The organism is Kitasatospora sp. NPDC056651, assembly GCF_042792155.1.
GTDB lineage: Bacteria > Actinomycetota > Actinomycetes > Streptomycetales > Streptomycetaceae > Kitasatospora.
Window position 1 is genome coordinate 23,085 of the sequence record NZ_JBHTWX010000057.1, and the last position, 22,840, is coordinate 45,924.

14 protein-coding genes, 1 tRNA gene and 1 pseudogene are annotated in these 22,840 nt (G+C 69.2%); 9 read left to right on the forward strand and 7 right to left on the reverse strand.

What is annotated here, in order from left to right:
- The first annotated feature begins 756 nt into the window (after positions 1 to 756).
- From ACFRAR_RS22200 to ACFRAR_RS22210, 3 genes are read left to right on the forward strand one after another with little or no spacing between them, the layout of a single operon-like run.
- A complete protein-coding gene (locus tag ACFRAR_RS22200) occupies positions 757 to 2,298 on the forward strand; it encodes a class I adenylate-forming enzyme family protein (protein ID WP_380699858.1) in 1,542 nt (513 codons plus the stop codon).
- Positions 2,295 to 3,014: a tRNA-dependent cyclodipeptide synthase gene (locus tag ACFRAR_RS22205; protein WP_380699859.1), complete on the forward strand. Its 720-nt coding sequence runs from the start codon at positions 2,295 to 2,297 to the stop codon at positions 3,012 to 3,014. The genes ACFRAR_RS22200 and ACFRAR_RS22205 overlap by 4 nt, the downstream gene beginning before the upstream one ends.
- 10 nt (positions 3,015 to 3,024) lie before the next feature.
- Positions 3,025 to 3,759, forward strand: a complete 735-nt coding sequence (locus ACFRAR_RS22210; RefSeq protein WP_380699860.1) for a class I SAM-dependent methyltransferase — start codon at positions 3,025 to 3,027, stop codon at positions 3,757 to 3,759.
- A 381-nt stretch (positions 3,760 to 4,140) separates the two neighbouring features.
- On the opposite strand, the gene ACFRAR_RS22215 is transcribed toward ACFRAR_RS22210, so the two are convergent.
- The 4 genes from ACFRAR_RS22215 to ACFRAR_RS22230 form a co-directional block, all read right to left on the reverse strand.
- On the reverse strand, positions 4,141 to 5,496 hold the full coding sequence (locus ACFRAR_RS22215; protein WP_380699873.1) for a type I restriction enzyme endonuclease domain-containing protein: 1,356 nt from the start codon (positions 5,494 to 5,496) through the stop codon (positions 4,141 to 4,143).
- 451 nt (positions 5,497 to 5,947) lie between these two features.
- Entirely contained in the window at positions 5,948 to 6,205 is a 258-nt protein-coding gene (locus ACFRAR_RS22220) for a helix-turn-helix domain-containing protein (RefSeq protein WP_380699861.1), read from the reverse strand.
- A complete protein-coding gene (locus ACFRAR_RS22225; protein WP_380699862.1) occupies positions 6,202 to 6,948 on the reverse strand; it encodes a hypothetical protein in 747 nt (248 codons plus the stop codon). Before ACFRAR_RS22225 ends, ACFRAR_RS22220 begins: the two co-directional genes overlap by 4 nt.
- A gap of 179 nt (positions 6,949 to 7,127) precedes the next feature.
- Entirely contained in the window at positions 7,128 to 7,289 is a 162-nt protein-coding gene (locus ACFRAR_RS22230) for a hypothetical protein (RefSeq protein ID WP_380699863.1), read from the reverse strand.
- Between the two features lie 238 nt (positions 7,290 to 7,527).
- Here ACFRAR_RS22230 and ACFRAR_RS22235 point away from each other — a divergent pair, with 238 nt between their 5' ends.
- Positions 7,528 to 10,278, forward strand: coding sequence for a tetratricopeptide repeat protein (locus ACFRAR_RS22235; RefSeq protein ID WP_380699864.1), 2,751 nt, complete (start codon positions 7,528 to 7,530; stop codon positions 10,276 to 10,278).
- 8 nt (positions 10,279 to 10,286) lie between these two features.
- Here ACFRAR_RS22235 and ACFRAR_RS22240 read toward each other — a convergent pair whose 3' ends face one another.
- Positions 10,287 to 11,204: a serine/threonine-protein kinase gene (locus ACFRAR_RS22240; protein WP_380699865.1), complete on the reverse strand. Its 918-nt coding sequence runs from the start codon at positions 11,202 to 11,204 to the stop codon at positions 10,287 to 10,289.
- A 34-nt stretch (positions 11,205 to 11,238) separates the two neighbouring features.
- Here ACFRAR_RS22240 and ACFRAR_RS22245 point away from each other — a divergent pair, with 34 nt between their 5' ends.
- From ACFRAR_RS22245 to ACFRAR_RS22260, 4 genes are all read left to right on the forward strand, one after another.
- Positions 11,239 to 12,810, forward strand: a complete 1,572-nt coding sequence (locus ACFRAR_RS22245; protein ID WP_380699866.1) for a PD-(D/E)XK nuclease family protein — start codon at positions 11,239 to 11,241, stop codon at positions 12,808 to 12,810.
- The gene (locus tag ACFRAR_RS22250; protein WP_380699867.1) at positions 12,807 to 13,913 is read left to right on the forward strand and encodes a hypothetical protein; all 1,107 of its coding nucleotides are present in this window, start codon (positions 12,807 to 12,809) and stop codon (positions 13,911 to 13,913) included. The genes ACFRAR_RS22245 and ACFRAR_RS22250 overlap by 4 nt, the downstream gene beginning before the upstream one ends.
- Positions 13,906 to 17,373 (forward strand): hypothetical protein, encoded by a 3,468-nt coding sequence (locus tag ACFRAR_RS22255; RefSeq protein WP_380699874.1) that lies wholly within the window; start codon positions 13,906 to 13,908, stop codon positions 17,371 to 17,373. Before ACFRAR_RS22250 ends, ACFRAR_RS22255 begins: the two co-directional genes overlap by 8 nt.
- Positions 17,374 to 17,453: 80 nt before the next feature.
- Positions 17,454 to 20,066, forward strand: coding sequence for a pPIWI_RE module domain-containing protein (locus ACFRAR_RS22260; RefSeq protein ID WP_380699875.1), 2,613 nt, complete (start codon positions 17,454 to 17,456; stop codon positions 20,064 to 20,066).
- 112 nt (positions 20,067 to 20,178) lie between these two features.
- Here the strand turns inward: ACFRAR_RS22260 and ACFRAR_RS22265 are convergent.
- Positions 20,179 to 21,351: pseudogene (locus tag ACFRAR_RS22265) on the reverse strand (ISL3 family transposase); the annotation flags it as partial.
- Positions 21,352 to 21,516: 165 nt separating this feature from the next.
- Between ACFRAR_RS22265 and ACFRAR_RS22270 the strand changes: the two are divergent.
- Positions 21,517 to 22,287 (forward strand): tyrosine-type recombinase/integrase, encoded by a 771-nt coding sequence (locus tag ACFRAR_RS22270; protein WP_380699868.1) that lies wholly within the window; start codon positions 21,517 to 21,519, stop codon positions 22,285 to 22,287.
- Positions 22,288 to 22,671: 384 nt separating this feature from the next.
- Here ACFRAR_RS22270 and ACFRAR_RS22275 read toward each other — a convergent pair.
- A tRNA-Pro gene (locus ACFRAR_RS22275) sits at positions 22,672 to 22,745 on the reverse strand.
- Between the last annotated feature and the right edge of the window lie 95 nt (positions 22,746 to 22,840).

The window sequence follows — 22,840 nt, forward strand, 5'->3', positions numbered from 1 at the left end:
GCCTCAAGGACTCCACGAGGACCGGTGCGGCCCCGCCGGAGGACGGGCGGAGCCCGGTTTCGGACAGGTTTCCGATGGCGGCGGCGACACCTCCCGCCGCGAGCGCTCCGCGCCGGCGGGAACGGTCACCTGCGCCTACGTCGTTCCGCGGACCCCGGACCCTCGTCGCGAGGTGCGGGTGGTGACGGTGGGGAGAGCGGGGATGGCCCGAACACGCGCGGAACCCTGGACACCCAAGGGGCGCCAGGGCCAGGATCTGCCTACTGACACGGAAGCGACATCGACCTCCTCTGAAGGAATTCGAATGAATCGCAAGTGCTGAGCGGTCTCGAGCACGTTCGGCGTCACCATGCCCACGACGGTGCCGACGGGGTTCACGGCTCCGATCGCGTCCGCCGCCGCGGCCCGGCCCACGGGCAGCCGCCAACGGCTGGTGCAACGGGCTCCGCCCGTTCCGAGGAAGGGCGTCGTGGCGCCCGCACCGTGCAGTCGGTCAAGACCACCCACGACATGATCGAGCCGTGACACGGCCGTCGTGCGTGGCACCGGACTCGGCTCTCCGAGCCTTGGACGGACGACCCTTCCGGGCCTAGGACACCGATGACGACATCCGGCACCGGAGTGCCATCGGCCCGCACACTTTGATCGATCGTCAGGCAACCTGGTTGCAACTTGGGGGAAGCAGTGCCTGGAAGCCAGTTATGGAAATTCGGCCTCGGACTCCTCTTCGACCGCAGGGCGGAACACGGGAAGTCCATGCTCTTCCGCCTCAGCCGGCCGATGGACATCGACCCGGCCGGTCAGAAGATCCTCGACATCGCGGCGCTCGCCGAATGCGTGAGGAACACCGCCGGAGCCCTGTACGCGGCGGGGGTCCGGCCCGGCGACCGGGTCGCCGTGTACAAGAAGAACCACTTCGACTGCCTGCTGCTCGCCTCGGCGGCGACCAGGATCGGCGCGATTCCCGTCATGCTGTCGGGATCGCTGCCTCCAGACACGGTGCGCCCGCTGCTCAAGCGGGTGGAACCGAAGCTCCTGGTGAGCAATCGGCTGCTGCTGGAGGAGAAGGGAAGCGACGGGAGCCCGCTCCCGTCGTTCGCGGCACGGACCCTGTGCCTCGACGGGGACGTGCCGGACACGACGGCCCTCGACGACGTCCTCGGGGACGCCGAAGCGCCCACCGTCCTCCGCGGCGACAACGAGCTGATGATGCTCACCCACACGTCGGGCACGACGGGCATTCCGAAGCTCATCATGTACACCCCGGCCAAACTCCAGAAGCGGATGGCCCGGCTGGAATGCCGGCATCTGCCGCCGCTCACCGACCGCCGAAACGACACCGTGGCGATGTTCCTGCCGTGGGTGCATGCCCGCGCGTTCACCTGGATCTACTCGACGCTGACCCTGTCGCCCTCGAAGATCCTTCTGATGAGCGAGAACGACTCCGAGGTGGTCGGCCCGATGTTCCGGCAGCACCGCCCCACGGTGATCGAGGCGCTGCCGATCGACTTCCTCCAGATGGAGGGGCTCGCCCGGGAGAACCAGGGCGACGCCTTCTCCTCGGTCCGCATGTTCGTGGGGAACTTCGACGCGATGCGCTGGTCGACGATCCGGACGTTCCTGAACGCGTCGAAGCATCCCTTCCCCCTCTGGCGGGAGGGGTACGGGCAGTCGGAGACCGGCGGCATGGGAATGACCGCCATCACGCGGTACCGGGCGAACAAGCGGCGGGACCAGATGCCGGGGCCCCGCACGGTGGGCCGGCCGATGCCCGGGTTCGTCCAGCTCAAGGTCGTGGATCCGGAAACGTTCAGCCCGGTGCCGAACGGTCGGCCCGGACTCGTGCTCGCGCGGACGAAGGCCCGGTGCGTGGGCTACTACCAGGAACCGGACCGCTGGCGCGAGAAGGTCATCGGCGACTGGTGGAACACCGGCGACATCGGCGTCAAGACCAGGACGGGTGCCCTCAAGCTGCTCGACCGCGAGGTCAACTACACCCCTGGGGCGAGCTGCCTGGAGCTGGAGGACGTGATCGTCGACAAGCTGCCCGAGCGGCACGAGGTCGTGCTGCTCCCGGTGCCCGACGGCCCTCCCGTCCCCATCGTCGCCACGCCTGACGGACAGTCGGACCGGCAGCTGTGGGGACGAATAACCCGCGGGCTGCCCGAACTGGCCGAGCCGATCGTCATCGAGCTCAAGGACATGCCCCGCACGGGCACCGGAAAGATCCTCCGCGAGGAGCTCCGCCAACGGTATCTGGCGGGAGCCGACCACCCCGGCACGGGCCGGTGGACATGACGACCACGGGGGTCGGCGACGCGGATCTGAACCTGCTCGCCCGGCAGCCGTTCACCGTCGAGCCGTTCGACGAGGCGTCCCGCGTGATATGGGAGAAGCGGCAGCACGTGGTCTGCGGGATCAGCCCCGGAAACGGGTACTTCCGGGTCGAACTGATGACCGAACTCCTCGGCTGGCTCTGCTCGGAGTTCGACCAGGTCGACGTCGTCATTCCGGATTCCGCGCTGGAGCACACGTACAGCGCCCTCGGCTACGACCCGAAACGCGCGGCGAAGAAGACGCGCGGCGAGATCAACGTCCTCTACAACAGGGTGGCCCGAGCCTGGCAGAACGCCGGCGGACCGAGAGCGGTGGACGGTCTGCACCGCATGTCGGACCTGGCGTCCGGCACCGTCTACCGCGAGAAGCTGACGGAGTGCGAGCACGCACTGCACGAGGACGCCCTCCTCCGGCAGACCTGCGCGGAGATGAGCCGCGAGGTACTCGCCGCCAGAGGGCACGACGGACCGCTCACCACCGACCAGATCGAGCGGGCCACCCGGTACCTGACCGCCGAACTGCCCTTCTTCCTGGCGTCGAGCGACATCTTCGGCGCCCCCTCGTCGCTGAACTTCTACCACCGGCCGCTGCCCCTGGCAGAACTCGTGTTCTCCGGGAAGTCGCGGCTCCGGACGTCGACTCGGCAGGCGTACGCCACCATCCGCCCGGGCCAGTGAAGGGAAGACCATGGCACAGTACGACGCCCTCGCCGCACGGCTCGCCGACGTGGACAAGGCCATCCAGTTCTACCGCGAGAACCTGGAGTTCCCCTCGTTCCTCCGCGCCCTGGGGCCGGTGCGGGGAAAGCGGGTGCTGGACGTGGGCTGCGGCGACGGCCTCTACGCGCGGATGGTCGCGCGGCGAGGTGCCGAGCACGTGGTGGGAACCGACTCCTCCAGCGAGATGATCCGACTGGCCGAAGCCGCCGAGGCGAAGCAGCCACTGGGCATCCGGTACCACGTGCACGACATGGCCACGATGCCGGCACTGGGCTCGTTCGACCTGGTCATCGCCGTCAACGTGCTGCACTACGCGGACAGCCGGGCGACGCTGGACGGCATGTACCGGCAGATCCACTCCCACCTCGCCCCCGGCGGCAGGCTGCTGGCCTACGCCGGAAACGTGAACTGTGACGCGGAAGCGGCCCGGGACTTCGGCTTCCTGCTCGACCTCCCGGCCGACCCCCACGAAGGAGACCCCTTCACCATCACGATCGCCGCGACTCCCCCCGCACCGGTCAAGGTGCACTACTGGCCCCCGGCGACCCTCGCACAGGTCGCGGAATCCGCCGGATTCACCCGGTTCCACTGGGAGGAGTCGACGCGCTCCCCCGTCTCCCCCGACACGGACACGGACACCACAACCCTCGACCGCCTGGTGAAGAACCCGCCGAACCTCCTCTTCAGCGCCCACAGGGAATGACCCCGCGGTGGCCGGGTGTCTCGACACCACCCCACCGAGACCCCGGCCACCAGACCGCTGCGACCGCCTTGCGACCATCGGCCGACGGAACATCAAAAAGGCCGTTCCCGCCAGAAGCGGAAACGGCCTATGACCTGCGATTATGCAAGTCGGGACGACAGGATTTGAACTTGCGACCCCTCGCCCCCAGTCGCCCGGCGATATGGATCTCAGCCTGCCGTGCGCTGAAACGTAACGCGTTGTCGGTGCAGAAGACCAAGCCCTGCGCAAGCTGATGTGCGACGTGTGGTCCCCACGCCGCCCCCACGCCATGTACCCACGTATGAGTAGCGTCGGGGACTAGCGCGGTGGCTGATGCTCCGTTTCCAGTCCCCGACCCTACTAATCCCCGTTCGTGGACCACTCGTTGGCGAAGTGCTCCATCTGCTTTAGGACCAGGTCGATGGCCTCCGGGGCCTCCTCCGGCGGGTAGTTGCGGCGGGCCAGGAGACGCTTGATGGCGCTACGCAGGCGGGCGCGGACCGGCTCGCGGGCGATCCAGTCCGGCTTGAGCTTGCTGCGGACCTCTGCGACCAGTTCGCGGGCGATGCCGGCCAGGACCTCGTCGCCCATGACGGAGCGGGCCGTGCCGTGGTCGGCGACCGCGTCGTAGAAGGCGAGCTCGCGCCAATCCAGTGGCGGCTCGAACTTCTCGCCGCGCCGCGCGTCCTCCATGACCTCCTTGGCCATCTCCACGAGCTTGGCGATGAGCTCCGCACTCGTGCACTGCTGCCGCATGTACCGGACCATGAGGTCCTGCAGCCGCTCGGAGAAGGTCGTCCGCCGGACGATGTTGTGCCGGGTTACCTCGCGCATCTTCCGCTCGATGAGCCGCCGCAGGGCTTCCGCCGCCAGGTGCGGGGTCTCGCTGCCCTGCAGCTTCGCGACGAGCGCGTCGTTGAGGTGGGTCAGGTCGGCGGTCTCCAGGCCGGCCTCGGCGAGCAGATCGGTCACGCCGCCGGTCTCGACGACCGAGGACGTCAGCTGTGCGAGGTACAGCTCGACGTCGCGGGCGACAGGAAGGCCGCGAGCCTCGCGGTTCATCGCGTCGATCTTCGCCATGTAGGCGCGGACCTCCACGAAGAACTGGATGTCCCGCCGCCAGGCCGGGTGGTCCGGGAAGCGCTCGCCGATGTCGGTGGAGCTGCCGCAGAGCGCGTAGAAGCGCTCCAGGCGGTGGGCGTGCTCGCGGTAGCGCCGGCCGAGCGTCTGGCGGGGGTCGTCGAGGGTCTCCGGGTTGTTCCCTGCTGTGGCCGGGTCGAGAAGGTAGTTCGCGGCCCGGATTGCGGCGTCGATGAACGCCGTCTTGGAGGGCATGTCCAGCCGGGCCCGCCAGTCGAACCCGCGCAGGAGGTCGTTGAGGATGTCGTACTCGTTGCGTACCTCGTCCAGCGCCCGGTCGAGGTCCTGGCCGAGCGTGCGGTCTTGCTGGTCGGCGTCCGTGTACTCGGCGATCGCCCGCTGGAGGTTCTCGGTGAGCGGCGCGTACCCTACGAGAAGGCCGTCCTCCTTGCCCCGGAAACGGCGGTTGACACGGGCCAGGGCCTGCATAAGACCAGCGCCCTTGAGCGGCCGGTCCAAGTACATGGTGTGCACAGGTGGTGCGTCGAAGCCGGTCAGCAGCATGTTGTTGACGATGAGTAGCTGCAGCTTGTCCTCCGGGTCCTTGGACCGGTTGATGACGGCCTTGCGTTGCAGGCAGCAGAATTAATCGTTCGGCACGTCGGCTGCTCATTATGGTGACTGACGGAGGCTCACCTATTACATCGTCCCGGGTTTATCCAGGTCGACTCAGCCGTGCGGAATCCGCGCCCAAGGGCGTGGTCCCAAACCGGTCCCAAGGTCGCGAGCTGGCCGCGGTCACTGCCTGCGACGATCCACTGGTGGACTGCCCGAAGCGGGCGATCAGCCCCATGTAAGGGACGCGCGAGCTGTGGCAAGGCTCGCGGTGCTGGCGACAGTGGTGGGGAGGGCGCTGGTCCGCACTCAGGCACAGCGGCCGAGGCTGGCCGTGTCCGGCGGTGCGGTCGCGCGACGGATTCGCCGGAGGGGCTCCGGCGGTATGCAGGGTGACGGGCGCGGATCAAGCCCACTGAACGAAACGAGGGGCCTGCGGAGGTGAAAGTCTCTGCAGGCCCCTCTGGTGTGTTCAGTCGTCGTCGGGCTCCAGGTCGAAGGTGTAGACGGCACGCTCGTCCACACCGACGAACCGCATCAGCTCGACGGTGGACACCCGGTACCTGTTGCCGATCCGCAGGACCTTGCAGGGGAAGGTGTTCTGGCGGACGTGCCGGTACGCGGTGGTCAGGCAGATGCCCAGGATCCGGGCAGCGGTCGGGACGTTGACCACGACCGGGAGGTCGAACGCCTCCATGAAGGTCAGTGGAGTGCCGCGGCCGGCGCTCATCGGCGCGCCGTTCCGCGGGGCGAGTGCCCCTTGGCGAGGTGGCGCCGACGGCCGCTGTCCCACGTACGACGGGGGTCTCCCAGCTGCTCGGCCACCCCCCTGAGGGCGCTCAGGGCGTGCCGACTCACCCGCTCGGGCGAGATGGTGAAGCGCACTTCGGCCCGAAGACAGTCGGCCTGTCCGTACCTGGTGACCTCGATCTGGAGGGGCCGGGCGGGCTCGACCTCTGGGGACTCCTGGTCCGGCGTCGCCCGGTCGTTCGCCAAGCCCTCGACGGTGGCGCAGGCGGTCTCGCGGCCCCCGGCCCGAGCGTGGTTCCAGGCCCGCGTGCGTGCGGTCCTGAGCAGGGCGTCCACCGAGTCGACCTCGTCGGAGTGGAGGCCCTCCAGCAGGCTCAGGACCATCTCCGCTTCCATGTCGGTCCGGTCGGCCCGCAGGCGCCGGCAGATCCGGAGGACGGTGCCGGTCAGCCTAGGCGTGGCCAACCAGACGAAGAGCAACTGCCACTTCTCGGTGGTCCCGTGCGCGGTCCGCGCGGCGAGCAGGACGGCTCGCCAGACGGAGGCGGCGAGGTCGAGGTCCGGGGTCGGCCCGTAGAGGGCGTCCCAGGCCTGGGTCGGCGTCAGGAAAACCGGTGCCTGGTCGTCCGGGCAGACAGTCAGGCACAGGGCGTCCACCGCCCTGGGGTCGTCGAAGTGTCGTGCGACGGCGTTGAACACGCTGCTGATAGAGGCAACGGTCAAGGTGCAGTCCTCTCTTGGCACCCGTCCGGGCACTGAGTCGGTGAGGAGTGGTGTCGCGTATCACGTAGTGGTATTACGTGCCATCCCGTGAACTCGGGAGAGCTGTACGGCAGAAGGACGGCGTCCTTCCCGAGGGTGCCCACCTTTCGGTGGGCACCCGTTCCGCGTTCGGCCCGCTGCTAGACCTCGGGCAGCCCCGGGTTGTCGGGGGCCGGGTCGGGCAGCATGGCGGGCGCCGGCGGCGTGTCCTTCTCGCGGATCCGGCGCTTGGCGTGCGGCGGGAATCCGCCGGAGGTCCGCTTGGTGCGCCCCCCTCGGCGGGCGGGCATGCGGTTGCTCACGTCTTTGTCCTCCTGGTTCTGGCATTCCTCGGTGGCTCGTCACTGCCGGTCCGGCGAGCGACTGACGCCATGGTGCACCGATTGGGAGGGAGGCGCCGAAGGCGGAACTGACGGATTTCTGAGGCGCATCTGAGGGGCGCGAAGGAGCGCGGGTGTGTAAACGGTCGGGCCGCTACGCACTGATCCCTGTGTCCAAGCTGCGGTCGGGATGGCCGTTGAAGAGCGGAGGAAATCGAACATGGACGGACGTGTGCTCGGGGAGGTGATCGTCAAGCCCCCGGCCTCTTCCGGGCGGCCGACGGTCAAGGGCACGACGAAGCCGGCCGCGCTGTTCGCACTGCTGGTGACGTCCCCGGACAGTCGATGCTCATTCGATGACGTGTACGACTGCCTCTGGCCCGAGGGGAAACATTCGCGGGACAACTTGGACCAGGTCATGACGGTTCTTCGGAAGGCTGTGGGAGGGAGAAAGATCCTGACCGGGCGATCGAATGTCTGCTCAATCCGCGCGGCGAGGAATGATATCGATCTCTATCGCTTTCGTGATCTGCTGATCAGTGCTCAGGGTCAGTTCGGGAAGGATCGGTTCAACACCGTGTCTGCGGCAATGAGGGAGTGGCCCGAGGGAACGGACCCGCTGGCTGGTTTGACCGGCGCATGGGCCGAAATGCGCCGGGTGGAGTTGCGGGCGGAGTGGCTCCGAGCCCTGCGAGCCCAGTTCGAAGCCGCACGTCGAGCCATCGCCGAGGACTGGCTTCGGATCGAGTCGGACCGGCGGTACCACGAACTTCCCGAGGAGCCCTGGTTGCTCCGGTTCTACCTAGAGCACTGTGGAGATGAGCTGTCGGCGGCGAAAGTGAAGAGTGCGATCAGTAAGTGGAAGCGCCGCTTCAAGAAGCCCGACGAGGACCTGCAGGACGTCATCGACCGCTTGCAGGGAAGGCCCACCCGTCCCCGGGCCGTCCGCTCTCCCGTCCCGAACCAACTGCCAGCGCGCGGACGGACGGCCCTCGGTCGGGAAGGAGTGATCGACGAGGTGGTGGGGCGGGTACGGGCGCAGGAGCCGGGCAGGCCGTCGGTAGCCTTGATCAGCGGCATGCCGGGTATCGGAACGAGCTTGGTCGGTAACCAGGTCGCGCACCGGCTGCGGGAGGAGTACCCGGACGGAGCGCTCTACGCCGATCTCGGCGGCCCGGAGGCGAAGGGGGAGCAGCGCGCCGATCCCGAGTACATCATCGACCGGTTCCTGGCCGAGTTTCCGCTGCACACCTCGCCGGTCGGACTCGTGGAGAAGAGCGCGGCGCTGCGTTCCGTACTAGCGGACAGGTCGGTGCTGATCCTCCTGGACAACGTGTGGGACGACAGCCAGGTGCTGCCGTTGCTGCCGGGCACCGGCCCCAGCACGGTGCTGATCACGAGCCACCGGAGGCTGGAGGTGCTCCAGGCCCGCAACGAGGTGGTGACCCGGACCTTGACCACATTGGACGAGGCGAACTCCACCGCCCTACTCCAGGAGTACATCCCCACGGGTGATCACGGGAAGGCTAGCCAGGAGGTCAAGGACCTCGTCGAGTTCTGCGGCGGACACCCGCTGGCGCTGACCATCGCCGTCCGGCGCGTCAAGGGACATCCGGTCGGAGCGATCCGTGATCTGCGCCGCCAACTCAAGGAAGAGGAGGAGCGCTTGGACGCCCTTGAGCATCTTCCGTCGCAGCTGTCCGTACGGGCCGCCTTCGCCTGCTCGGTGAACGATCTGTCCGAGACCGCCAGGTGCCTGCTCTGGCAGTTGGCCGTGCACCCCGGCCCCTCCATCAGCCGCGCCGCGCTGCTAGACCTCGGCAGAGTGGCGGAGGGTGTGCATCCCGACCGCGCGGCGGAGGAATTGATGGACCTGAACCTGCTGGAGGTGTCGTCTGGCCGCTACCGCCTGCACAGCCTGATGCGGACCTTCGCGCGCCAGCGGGTGCGCCCGCAGGCGGTGGTCCAGGGCTCCGGGTTCGAGAAGGCCACCGTACGACAGATCCTGGAGCATCAGCTGCAGAGCTCCTGGGCCTGCGACCAGTGGCTCGACGGTCAGCGGTGGCTGCCGGTGGGCGAGCCCGAGCCCGTCCTGGTGGACCGGCCCGTGGACCTGCGGGAGGCGTTGGAGTCTCTGGAGGAGGAGTACGAAACCCTCATCCGGTGCATCGAGTTGTCGGTCGAACGCTCCTGCCCGCGGTACACCTGGTTGCTGCCGATGGTGCTGGTCACCTACCAGTGGCGCCGCCATCGGTTCGAGGACGCCCAGCGCTTCCTCGGTCTGGCGGCCGAGGCCGCCGCAAGCTGCGACGCGGCCCCGGTCGACCAGGCCATGATCTGCCGGATGCAGGCGGGAACCCGCTGGCGTCAGGGTCAGTTCCACATCGCGGCCAACCACTTGGAGAGGGCCGTTCGCCTGAGCGAGCAGGACAGCAGTGACAACGGGCTGCTGAGCCTGGCCCGGTCGCTGCACACCCTGGCGCTCACCCGTCGCAAGCAGGGACTCGAAGCGGAGGCCGAGCGGAACCACGGGTCAGCCCTGCAGCTCTACCGGCGACTCGGCAACGACGCCGGGACGGCAGCCGCTTTGAACGGACTGGGGACCATTCACCACGACCGTGGCGAGCTGCCCCAGGCCATCGAACTCTGCACAGAGGCGATGGAGTTGGTCAGCAGGACCGTGGACCGCAGCGGTACGGCCGACGTGCTGCGGACGCTGGCCGTCATCCGCGCAACCTTGGGAGAGCGCGAGGCGGCCCTACCGCTGTTCGAGCGGGCGATCGGCATCTACCGGGAGCTGGGATCGTGGACGGACGAGGACCGGGCCCTGTGCCTCCAAACCGACTCCCTGGTGGCGATGGGGCGGACGGCCGAAGCGATGGCGGCTATGGAACGGGTGCTGGCGCTCCGCGAGTTGATGGGCGGCAACGAACTCGCGGAGGCACGGGAACGACTGGAGTCACTACGGTGATGCCGGTGTCACCACCGGTGGGAGCGGGTCCGGTAGTACTCCGTCGGATCGGCTGGCCGGAGCGGCTTCAGCGGGCGGGGCGCTCGGACTTCCGGGACATGCGGGCGGAGGTGTTCATAGACCTCGCGCACCGAGCTGGGGCGGTTCTCCGGCCGGAGCTCCACCATGGAGAGCGCGAGCGCCGCGAACGGCGCGGGCAGCAGGTGGAGCTTCTCGGGCGGGAGGACCACCGGGTTCTCGTCCGTCATCCCCTCCCGGCTTCCTTCGTAGGGGAGTTCCAGAACCGTCAGCTCCAGCAGCAGGCAGCCGAGGGCGAAGACGTCGGCCTGGGCCGTAACACCCTCGGGGGCCGCGTCGAGCTGCTCGAGAGGCGCGTAGCCGATCGTCCCGGCCCCGTGGCGGGTGCGGCTGCGCGCGCGGACGGTCAGCCCGAGGTCGAGCAGCCGCACCCGCCCGTCGCGTGCCAGCATGATGTTCTCGGGCTTCAGGTCGCGGTGGACGAAGTCCCGGTCATGCATGTCGGCCAGGGCTTCGCAGAGTTGGCCGATGAGCGAAGCCACCGTGCTCTGCTCCCTGATCGGCCGGTGTCGGTTCATCACGTCGTACAGCAGGACACCGTCGACGTACTCCAGGACGATGCAGCGGCGGCCCCGGAAGTCGCCGGCCCCGAACAGCTGCAGCGTCGCGCCGGGCGTCGTGGAGAGCAACCGCTGGTAGGACCGGCCTTCCCGGCTGATGGCACGCGCCAGGCCGGCGAAGCTCCGGACGGACTCGAACTCCCGCTCCCGCTGCATCTTGACAGCCACCCGTTCGCCGGTCTCCAGGTCCTGGGCGAGCCAGAGGTCCGCCTGGGCGCCTCCGCCGATGTACTCGGTCACTTCGAAGTGATCCTCGATGTCGCCGAAGTTCCTGATCTGTCGTGCCATTTTTCTTCCCCACTGCCAGAGAGACGGAGTCGTGGTGTCCGATTCATGGATTCCCCCGGACGGGGTGCAGCGGATCTCCCACCGCATCAAGGTTCCGGTTGGCACGTTCAAGGGGGGTGATCTCCGCTGTCCGGCAGCCGACGCGCTCAGGGCGCGTGACTACCGGCCGGTGTCGATCATGCGTCAACCCCGGGAGAAACTGGATCAGTTTGCCTTCGGTCCATTCATGGCCGCCTGCGACGCCCTTGGCCGGAGCCAAGCTGAGCGGGGTGGCGAGTCCCGGCCGGCCAGGCCGGTCCACCAGGGGCTGAGGCAGTGGACTGAACACGCACTGGCGAGCTACGCCGCCGCCTTTCCGAGCCACCCCGACCGTCCGCTGTCGGAGGCGGAGGCGCCCTGGCGGTACACCCACGCGGTGACCGGACCGGATCTCCGCGGCGCGGAGGAGTACCAGCTGACGGTCTGGGGACGGTGCCTGCAGTCTCCGGACGGCCGCCTGCGAGAACTTCGGCTTCCGGTGAACAAGTTGGGGCTGGAGCAGCCGCCTGATCGGTTCGTCGCCGCCGCGGCCCTAGTGCTCGCCGAGGGTGCGCCCGGGCCCGCGCCGGAACGAGTGCGGATCGTCGAGTTCGCCCTGCTGGACGGGAAGGCCCGGTTGCTGTTCGAGGGCAGCCGGGACGAAGCGCTGACCCTCTACCGGACGCACGGCCGCGCCGCACTGGTTGAACTGCTGGACGGCCAGGAGTACCGCCCCGGTCCGGTCTGCGCCAGCTGTTCATACACCGCGGTCTGCCCGGTGCTGCGGCAGGCCCCGGGCCTGCTGGGAGTCGACCGACCGGGGCGCACCAGGCGATGGTGGTCGGTCACCAACGGGCGGAACCACCAGGTGTGCCCGGCCCGCGACCAGATGCGCCGACTACACCTGCCGACGGCCGACGAGGTGGAGCACTCCGCTGCGGTCGATCGCGGCCGTGCCGTGCACGCGTACCTCGCCGAGCGCCACGGCGGCGGGCCGCTGCGCCCCTGCACCGTGAAGGTCCCCGAGCACTGGGTACCCGAGGGATTCGAACTGCCTGAGAGCGAGCGTGAAATGGGGGCGCGCCTCCTGCGTGGCCATGCCGCCGTCTGCCCGCTCCGGCTGGTCCGGAACGCCGTCGACGTCCGGAACGAACCCAGGGTGGTCCGCCACGACACGGCCGCCGAGGTGGTGGTGGTGGCCAAGCCCGACCTGCTCTACCAGGACGGCGACGCCTGGGTGTGGCGCGAGACCAAGACGACGACACGGGACCGGCCGTCCGGGCGCCCGCTGCTGGAGGAGTACCCACAACTGGCCCTGGCCGTCCTGCTGCTGGCACGGGGCGATCTGGGCGGCGGGTCCGGCCGGGCTCGGATCGAACTCGAGGTCCTGCGGCCGGGCGGGGCGGACTTGGAGGCCATCGACCCCTTCGCACCGGAGACGCGGGCCGCCGCGGGTGAGATGGTCCACCGGCTGGTCGATCCGTGGCTTTGGGACGAAGACTACCCGGCCCGTCCGGGGCCAGCCTGTTCCCGGTGCGAAACGGCGCGTTGGTGCGCAAGCGGCCCGGACCGACAGGAGGGTCGATGACGTCCGGAGGCCCCGTACTGTTCCGCGAACTCGCCACAGTCGTCGCCCTGTTGGCGGAGGAGACGGGACTGCGGTCGTACCAGCTGCCGTACCCGGCCGCCGCCCAGCGGATGCTGGACCGGATGGTGCTGCACTGCGCCGGCCTGGGCGTGGCGCCTCCGATGAGCCTGCCCGAACTGCTGGAGTGGTGCCGCTCGGTGTCCGCCGGGGACCGCCTCTTCAACGTTCCCCCAGCCTCGGTCCTCCCGGAGTCGACCCTGGTCCATCCGGTCGGACTGATGCCCACCCGCACCTGCCTGGAGCTGTCCTCGGCCGGAGCGGAGGAGGCTGCCGGGACGCTCCTGGCCGAGTTGGCCGACCGGTGCGGGCCGTCGGAGCGGTTCCAGCGGTGCCGGCAATTCCTGGCCCTCAATCCGGTGGTGCACCAGCACGATCGGCACAAGGGCGGCTGGAGCAGGGAGGTTTGGTCCCAAGTCAGTCACCTCTACCAACCGCCACCCGATTCGCTGATCGTCGGTGGCACCTTGCTGCGCTGCGGCACCTGTGGCCTGCCCGCACTGCTGAGTGATCGTAGGACACCCGACTCTCTCTCGGCGGTATCCGGGCCCGCCACCTGGTGTGAGGGGGAGACCTGTCCGGACGGGGTCTCGATGGAACTGGTCCGGAATACGGCTGGTGTGCTGCTGTTGCGGAAGCCGTTGAGGGTTTTCCTGGCGCTGCCGTTCCGCCTGGAGCAGAAGGTCCTGGCAGCCCTGGACGGGGCGGCCATCGGACACCAGGCCCTGCCGGGCGCCCTCGGTGGCTACCGGCTGCGGGGTGACGGGCTGCCTGTTCGCCGGCTGCACGTTCAGGTCCGGGTCCAACCCGCGCTGCTGGCCGAACGGTTCTGGAGCGTCACGGAACCGGTCGTGGTGGCCGTGCCGGAGGAGTTCGCCGGGTCGGCGGGCTACCAGGCGGCCTTCGCCCGGGCACTGTCCGGCGGGGAGCGGGTCGTACTCACCGGGCCGAGCGGGCTGATCCACCGGATCCGCGACGGGCGGGTCCTCAACGAAACACGGACGATGGGAGGACGCGGTGCGCACTCTGACACCGGTTCTGCATAGCACGGTCCAGGACCTCCAACACTACGCTAGGGAACAACTACCCACGCCTACCGCAGAGTTCATCTGCCAGATCGAGCTCGGCCTGTACCTGCAGCACCGATTGACCCCGGACGCTCCGGCGGACCAGGCGTGGGTTCTGTTCAGCGGGTACGGATTCGCCCGTGCGTACCGGGTGCCGCTGCCGGCCGGAGCGGACCGGACCCTCAGGGTCGCCAGGTACTCGCTCTGGACCCTGGCACGGCGCAGGGTGTGGCGAGATGCGTTGGAGCGCTACCGGCGGCTGGACACGGTGCTGCGCGGCTACGAGGTGACGCCCGGCGACTCCCCGGCGGTCAGGCGCGAGGTCTCGGTGGGGCCGGAGCGGTGGCAGGCGTACGACCGGCTGCTCGCAGTGGCACCGCCGTTGGCGGGTCGGCGGCCGCCGGTCGCCGGACCGGGGCCGCACGCCTTCCCGGTCGGCAGGTCGCTGGCAGTGGTCGACCTGCCGGAGGTCGTCCAGGACCCGGTGGTGGCCCATGACGTGGACCTGCTTCCAGCTGGTGGCGGTGCACCGCTGTCCTTCTCGATGGAGGACCTGACCCACACCGCGGCCGCGATGGACGCGGTGGACCGGGGCCGCGGCGGGGTGATCGGCGCCGGATGGGTCGGGCGGTTGCGGGCCTTCGAGATGTCCACGGCCGAGTGCGGGACCTTCCGGCGGTCGGACGAGTTCGCCGTGGACGGCATCCAGCACCTGCTCGGCATCGTCGGGTCCGGCAAGAGCACGCTCCGGGACGTCATCGCGGTCCACCTCGCGAACAAGGGCAGGCGCACCACCGTCGTGGTCCCCGACGTGGCCGAGGTCCTGAAGCTGGTCGAGCTCTACAACCGGTACACCGCCGGAGCGGCGGCGCCCGTGCTCGGGGCCTCCGGCCGCGAGCGGCACGCCCAGCGCCTTCACCGCCGACTGGCTGGCCGGGGTGAGCACCGGCTACTGGCGCACGACGATCCGGCCTTCGCCTACCTGGGAACGTCCTGCGTGCTGAACCTCATGCTCCGCGACGGGGCCAGCGAGCCGCTCACCTACGGCGAGTCGCCCTGCAACCGGCTGCGTTCGCCCGCGGACCCGCGGCGCTACAAGGGCCGTTCGCATCCTCCCGAGTGGCAGAAGCAGAACGAGACATGCCCGTACTGGTCCGCCTGTCCCCGGCACCATGGCTCCCGGGCTCTGGTAGGTGCGGCCATCTGGGTCGCCACCCTGCCGAGTCTGATCGACTCCGCCCCGCCGTACCCGCAGAACGGCGAGCGCATCCGCTACTTCGAACTGGCTTGCCGCCGCGGCGACCTGATGATCATCGACGAGGCCGACCGGGTTCAGATGCACCTCGACCAGATCTTCGCCCCCGCGGTCCTCCTGGCCGCGGACGAGGAACGAGGACTGATCGACTGGCTGAGCCGTCACAAGATCCGTGAACTCGCGGTGAGCGGTCGCACCCAACTCTCCGAGCGCGACGTGGCGGTCTTCGTTGCCGCGCTCAACACCGCAGTGGCGGCGACCGACCGGCTGCACGCAATGCTGGTAGGCCATTACCGGCTGCGCCGTTGGGTGGGGCGGGGCTACTTCAGTGCCTGGACGCTCCAGTCGGACCTGCTCAACGAACGCTTCGCCCTGCCGCAAGACGCGGCGCCGGACCATCCGCACCGAGCGCCGCTGGAGGGGCGGCAGCACCTGCTGGAGGCGTTCCGCGAAAACCCCTTCGGGGACCGTGCGAGGCGGAGCGAGGCTGACTTCTCGCACCTCACCGTGCTGCTCAACGAGCTTCTGCACACCGGCAATCCCGAGCAGACCCGGGCCCGCCTGCTGGCCAACGTCGACTCCGTGTTCGGGCTGGACCGGACCTTCATGGCCGAGAAGGAGGCGGAGCACCGGGAGGCGTTGGCCGTCTGGCGGTCGAAGGAGGCGGCCCGGCAGCAGCGGCAACGCGGCGGCCGCCGGGTCGGGCGGGAGACCCCTCCGCCACCGACCCCGGGCGAGTGGCGCGAAGAACTGGCGGACCGTTTCGAGCTCACCGTGCTGTTGTGCGCGCTGGAACCGAGGCTGGCTCTGATCAACGCCATGTGGCCGCGGGTCGAGGCCGCGCTCGGTCTCGGATTCAGCGAGATGTATCGACGGCCCAACGACTACGCCCCTATGGTGCCCGAGGCGCCGATGGGCAATGTGCTCGGCTTCCAGTTCCTGGTGCAGGGCAAGGACGGCGAAGGAGTCCGCAGCGGTGAGCTGACGTTCTTCCGGTGCAGTGGTGTGGGGCGTGAACTGCTCCGCGCCATCCCGGGATTGACCGAGGTCGACGGACGGCCCGGGGCCCAGGTACTGCTGATGTCGGGCAGTAGTTGGGCGGGGAGGTCCAGTCGGTACCACGTCCAGGTGCCCGTCGGCGTCGTGATCCAGCCGCGGCCGGAGGTGATGGAGCGCATCGCGGAGGAGAGCGAGATGCGCTTCGAGTTCATCGACGACGGTCCGCTGAAGCTGCGTGTGTCGGGGAGCCCTCCGGAGGAACGGCCCGAGAGGCTGCGCCGCATCGCGACCTGGCTCGGGGCCGCCGCGGACGACGTCGAGGCCGGCGGGCCGCTGGAGACGGAGCTGATGTCGCTTCCGCCGGGCCGGGACCAGATCCTGCTGCTGGTGGGCAGTTACCGGGAAGCACGTCTGGTCGCGGACACCCTGCACAATCTCAATGGCCGTTGGAAGGACAAGGTGCTCTGCCTGGTCTCGGACGACGAGGAGATCGACGAGGGCGACGAGAACCCATCGGCGCACCGAGCCCGGACTCTGCGCCGCGGTGACGTGGAGAGGCTCCGTCACCTGGAGGCGGACATCCTGGTGGCGCCCCTGCTCTCGGTCGAGCGGGGGCATAACATCCTCAACTGCCAGGACGAGGCCGCCATCGGTTCGGTCTACTTCCTCGCCCGTCCCAACCCGCATCCGGACGACCTCTCCCTCGCGGTCCACGCGGTCAACGACTGGATCGTCCGGGCCCAGCAGGACCACCGGTTCGAGGCGTGGGTCCGTAGTGGCGACAGCCTGGAGGACGGCGTCGAGGCGGTCCGCCGCGAGGCGAGGTCGTACTGGTACCGGGTGCTGCAACGGTCCATGGCCTGGAGCCATCTCAACGAGGACCGGGTACCGGTCACCTGGGACATCCTCGTGCTGATGTGGCAGGTCATCGGCCGACTGGTACGCGGCGGAGTCCCGGCCCGAGTGGTCTTCGTCGACGCGGCCTTCGCCCCGAACCGCGCGTCATCCCCGGCCACCGAGGACACCGTCAGGTCCAGCCTGCTGCACAGCATCCAGGAGGTGCTCGACCCGTACTTCCTCGACGGTGCGACACCTCCCGACGAGGAGTTCATCGTGCGCGCGCTCTACCGGCCGCTGTGGCACATGCTCGGCCGCTGTCTGACTCAGCCGCTGCTGGCCGCCTGAGGTGGCGCTAGCGGCATCTCCCCCTCGCCTCCGTTCCTTCCGACAGCCCACGACAGAGGAGAACCGTCATCTACCAATCCATCCGCACCCTCGCCTACGAACCGGACCCCGGATACGGACCCTGGGAGCAGGACCTGCGCGTCCTGCGGCTCGGGGAGGACCTGCGGCAAGATCTGGTGCTACGCCAGGAACAGCCGCGCGGCGGTAACCAGCCCTACCTCGCCCTCGGCCGGCTCCATTCGCTGCTGCGGGCGTGGGCTCCGGGGGTGCTGGCCACCGGCCGCAACGCCGGATCCGACGGCCGACTGCCGTGGCTCTACGCACGCGAACCCGTCCCGAAGCAGGTCCTCGCACCACTGATCGGCACCTGGGCGGCCGGCCTGTCGGACGGTGAGGACGACGAGATCGACCTCGAACAGCAGTTGAAAGCGGAGGAAGGGACCGGGGCGCCGGTCCTGCCCGACTGGGAGGCCGAGCGGGTCGACCTCACAGAGACGGTCGAGTCCGCAGGGGGGACCGCCGAGCCGCTCGGCCGGCTCTACCACCTGCTCCCAGAAGCCGTGGCCTTCCGCTTGGCGGGCACCCCATTTCGAACGGACGGCGGCGTCCTCCGGTTCCGGGTCGTCAGTTCCGGCACGAGCGGGGTGGACCTGGTCTCGTGGCCGCCCCTGCAGTACCAGCGCCGCAACCGGACCTGGTACTACTCGGCGCACCTGACCGTCACCGTCCACACCGTGCCTTTCGCCCGGCAGTTCCGCGTGCACGTGGCCACCGGGGTGCGTCGCTGGGCCACCCGGATCGAGATCCCCCGATGGAAGCTGGGCGGGGCGACCGTACTGTTGGACGCCCCGCTGCCGTGGCCCGAAGGGCCGGACCGCGGCTATCGACTCATGGTGAACTCCCTCGGATACGAATGGAGTTCGAAGGAGATCGGCTGGAAGCGGCGCAGCCCCGCCCCGCTGCTCGCCGAGCTGGACATCACCCGCCGGTTCCCCGAAGCGGAGGAGCTCTTCACAGCGCCCGAGAAGTGGCTGAACGGGAGTCAGGACGTCGTGGCCGGAATCGTCTACCACCCCGTGCTCGGGCCGCACGAGGTCGGCGCGGGCCTGATGCCCAGGGAACGGGCCGGTCTGGACACGTGGATCGGGCAGACCCTGAGCCCGGTCCTCCGCCGGTGCGCAGACCTGAGCCGGGTTACCCGGCGGAACACCCCTGCCCTGCTTCCCCGGCAGACCAGGAAGAGCGCGCCGGGCAGCAGGGAGGCACAACAAGCGCTGGCCCGACGTGCCCTCCTCGGCCGAGCGCTCGGAGGGCGGCCACTGGACGTGGAGATCCTCTGGCAGGCCCCGGAAACGAGGGACGCGCTCCTGACCGCCCTTCCGAAGGTCATCGGCCTCGCCCCGGGGCGCGTGACGGACGAGGACGGTGGCACGAGCTGGGTGGCCGACGGTATCCGGATCGTGGTCCGGGCCCGGCCGGCGGGGGAGTCGGCGAGCGCCCTGCGGATCGCCACCGACCGCAAGCGCCGACCGGCGGTCCGTCTCGCGGAGGGCATCGAGCAGCGCTGCGCCTTGGTGGCGGCGGACCACCGGACGTCCGAGGGGATCGGTCTGGTGATCGCCGAGATCGCGGGCAAGGAACACTTCGCCTCGGTGCCCGATTCCGATCCCAAGCACGCCCTGCGGGTGGCACACGGACGCCGGGGCAGGCTCACCCAGTTCATCAACCTGCCGGAGCCCGGCAGCGCCGACTTGGACCACCGGGCGAAATCGGCCTGGTTGGACGCCTTCCGACAGTTGGGTGCCATCAGCCCGCCACCTCACCGGGTGGGCGACGCCGTTCCGGCGGACCTGCAGTACGCCGCTCTCTGGCTGGTCCGCTGCACCAAGAACGGGCCCACCCGGACCCCGGACCGCCGGCTGGTCGCGGTCCGGTTCCGCGCCGACGGGGACCCGGGCACGTTCTCCGGCTGGGACGCGGGCCGGGCCGAGTGGGTGTCCTACCCCAAGATGCTCCTCTCCCTCTTGGAGACAGCCCCGGCCCCCCGGGCGGAACTCGAACGCCAGATCCGTACGCTCCTCTTCCAACTGCGCGACCGGCCCACCCTACTGCTGGCCAACTCGGGAAACCTCCGCCAGTGCTGGCCGGCACTGCGCAACGGCGCACTGAGTCGTGACCTGCTCGCCTTCGGCACCGGACCGGCCCAGCGCATCGCGCTCTACGGCGAGCACCTCCGGATGGTCCTGGTGCGGGACGGGAACGGACGGGGCGAGGTGCCGGAGTGGTACGCCCACGACGGGTCCGGCAGGATCGGCTTCTCCGAGGGAGTCTGGGCTCCCGCCCCGGATCCCCACGGCCGCGTGTTCACCAGCATCACCGGCACCCCGCCCACCGCTGCGAGGCCCAAGAACCTGATGAAGCTCCTCCCGGCCCCGGGTGGCCGCACCTCGCCCGGGACGACGGCCTGGAACCCCAAGCTCCTGGAGATCACCGTGCTCGGCCGCCACTCCTCCGAGAGCTCCGCCGACCGTCCGCTCGACCTGGCCACCCTGACCCATCAACTCCGCTACCACGACGACTACCCGCCACTGGCGTACCCCCTCCCGCTCCACCTCGCGCAGTTGGCGAAGGAGTACGTGCTTCCCCTCACCTCGTCGGAGGTGCTGACGGCCGGGCCCGACAGGTCGCCCTGATCAGCGCGGTCGCCCGGACTGCCGCTGTCGAGCCACACCGACCCGATGGTCCGGGCCGGGTCTGCAAAAAGAACGGCGCTGTCTCGTAATCGACGGTAGCGCTATGTGATGATCACTGGAGGAGGATGCGGTGGCGGAGTAGGGGGAACCCGGCTCGGCCGCGCATCTGGCGCATGATCCGCTTGGTTCGCGTGTTGGCGCCCTCGGTGCGGCCGTTGTGGTGCGAGAGGGTGAGTCCGGCGTTGACAGCGGCGCGGTCGAGTTCGAGGCCGTTGCTGAAGGCTCGCAGGTGGGGTAGGTCGACGGAGCGAACTGACGTGATCCAGTCGGTGAGCTTGGTGTCGTTGCCCTCGGCCGGCGCCAGTAGTTGCGCGAACTCTGCGGCCAGGCAGGCGAGTTCGTTCATCTCGGGGCATGCCTTGGTGAGTTCCCCCAGCAGGGTGCTGTCCCTGTCGCGCAGGCTCTCTGGGCGGGTGAGGATGAGGCGGGCGAAGCGCTGCGGGGTGGTGACGGGCTTGTCGCCCTCGGCGCGGCCCTGGGTGATGCAGCGGACCAGGAGGTTGGCGCTGCCGATGTAGCCGAGCTCCTTGATCTCGCGCAGGAGGTGGGTGACGGGCACCGCGGGGTCCTCGACTCGGCGTCGGCGCAGGTGATGGCGGTAGGGATCGACCAGTGTGGGCTTGTAGCGGGGCGCGCGGCGCTCTGCGGTGGGTTCCTTCATGCGGGCGTACCGCTTGACGGTGTTCAGCGCGACGTCGAGGCGCCGGGCGCATTCGAGCAACCCGACACCCTGGCCGAGCAGGCCGTGGACCTACTGCCAGCGCTCGCGGGTGGTCTGCTCGCGAACGCCCCCGGGCCGGGCGGGGTTCACCGCGGTCGCCCAGCAGGCGGCGTGGGAGCGGACCTCGGCCAGGACTTTGCCGCACAGGTTGCTCCACAAGTGCCACCCGTCGCTGACCTGCACTGCTTCGGGCAGGGCCTGGCGGATCGCCTCGCCGTAGGAGCCGGAGCCGTCGCGGCAGACGTACTCGGCCCCGGGATGCTCGCGCAGCCACGCGACCAGGGTCTGGGTGGTTCGATCGGGCAGGACGTCGATCCGCTCGCCGGTCTCGGCGTCGATGAGCACGGTCGCGTAGCGGTGTCGGCGTTTGAGGGCGAAGTCATCGACGCCGAGCACACGCGGGACACGCCACGGCGGTACCGCCTGGCGCATGAGCAGACACAGGGCGGTCGAGCGGGGGATCGCGCAGGCCAGTATGCGAGAAAGGCGGGCACCCGCCCGGCCAGAAACCACCCACACGCCCCCTACCTCGCCGGCTGGCACCTGCGGATCGAGCCCGAGCTCGGGCGGCTCCCCCTCCGCCTGATCACCACCGCTCTCATCACTGCGGCCGTATTCGGCTGGATCGCCGACGGCTGCAGCCGCTCCACCATCAAGAACACCCTCGCCATGCTCCCCCTCATCTTCGAGCAGGCCATCGTGGACGGCATCCTCGAACGCAACCCCGCCCACATCACCGGCTGGCAGCGCGAATACCAGCAGGTCGAAGACGAACTGCGGGACCCCCGCTCCCTCGCCCTGCGCGACTGGGACACCCTCACCGAACTCGCCGATGCCCTGGTCGCAGCCTCATACAACCACAATCGCGGATGGGGTGATGTCGTCGTCCACAGCGCCTGCACTGCCACTCGGATCGGCGAGGTCTCCGGAGTCCGGGCCCGCGACGTCGATACCGACAAGTGGCTCCTGACCTGCCGCCGACAGACCACCCCCGCCCCCGGCGGGCTGGTCGACAAACACACCAAGGGTAGGGTCGCCCGCCTCATCCCGATCATCGAACCTTTGCGCCCGCTCATCATCAGGCGGCTCCAAGCGACGCGAGGCGACCCGGACGGCCGCCTCTTCACCGGCCCGCGCGGCGGTCGCATCAGCACCGCAGTCCTGCGTGACGCCACCCGCTGGGACGACGTCACCCGGGACCTCGACTACGAACACCTGCGCCGCCACGACCTGCGCCACACCGGCCTGACCTGGATGGCCGACGCCGGCATCCTTCCGCACATCCTCAAGGAAATCGCAGGCCACCGGCTCATCACCACCACCCAGCGCTACTTCCACCCGACGTGCTCCGGATCCTGGAAGCCGGCCAAGCCCTCACCCATCACCTCGAGAAGCTCCAACGCGACGGCCAGATCACCCGCCGCTGGTAACACGCCGTAACTGCCATCGCCTCGAAATGGCCGCTGACGAGCCGCTCCGATGCCGCCCGAGTCACGCCACGGCAAGCAGTAAGCGTCAGAAAGGCCTTAGAAATGCCCAGATATAAACCAGTTTGACCCACTTGACCCGCACCCGGCGCACTTGACCAAGGGTCAAGTGCGCCACCACGCCTCGCTCCAGCAAAACGGCAAGGAGGTCTCGCACTTCACCTTGAGATCGAAGAACAATCCGCACACCAGCCACTGGAGCAACGAATGGCGGCGGACCTGCGGCCATACCCGGGGACCATTTTGGGACCACCCGGGACCAAAAAACGAGCCCCGAAAACCAGCAAGAGCGGGCCCTTGGTTTCCCAAGTACCCGCTCTCACAAGCGACTTCACAGTCGGGACGACAGGATTTGAACCTGCGACCCCTTGACCCCCAGTCAAGTGCGCTACCAAGCTGCGCCACGTCCCGTGGTCTCGGATCCCGTAGCAAGGGCCTGGGGGGCTCTGCTGTGGGCTTCTCGACCTTGTCTCCGGTTGTCCCGGCGACGTGGAAAACAATACAGC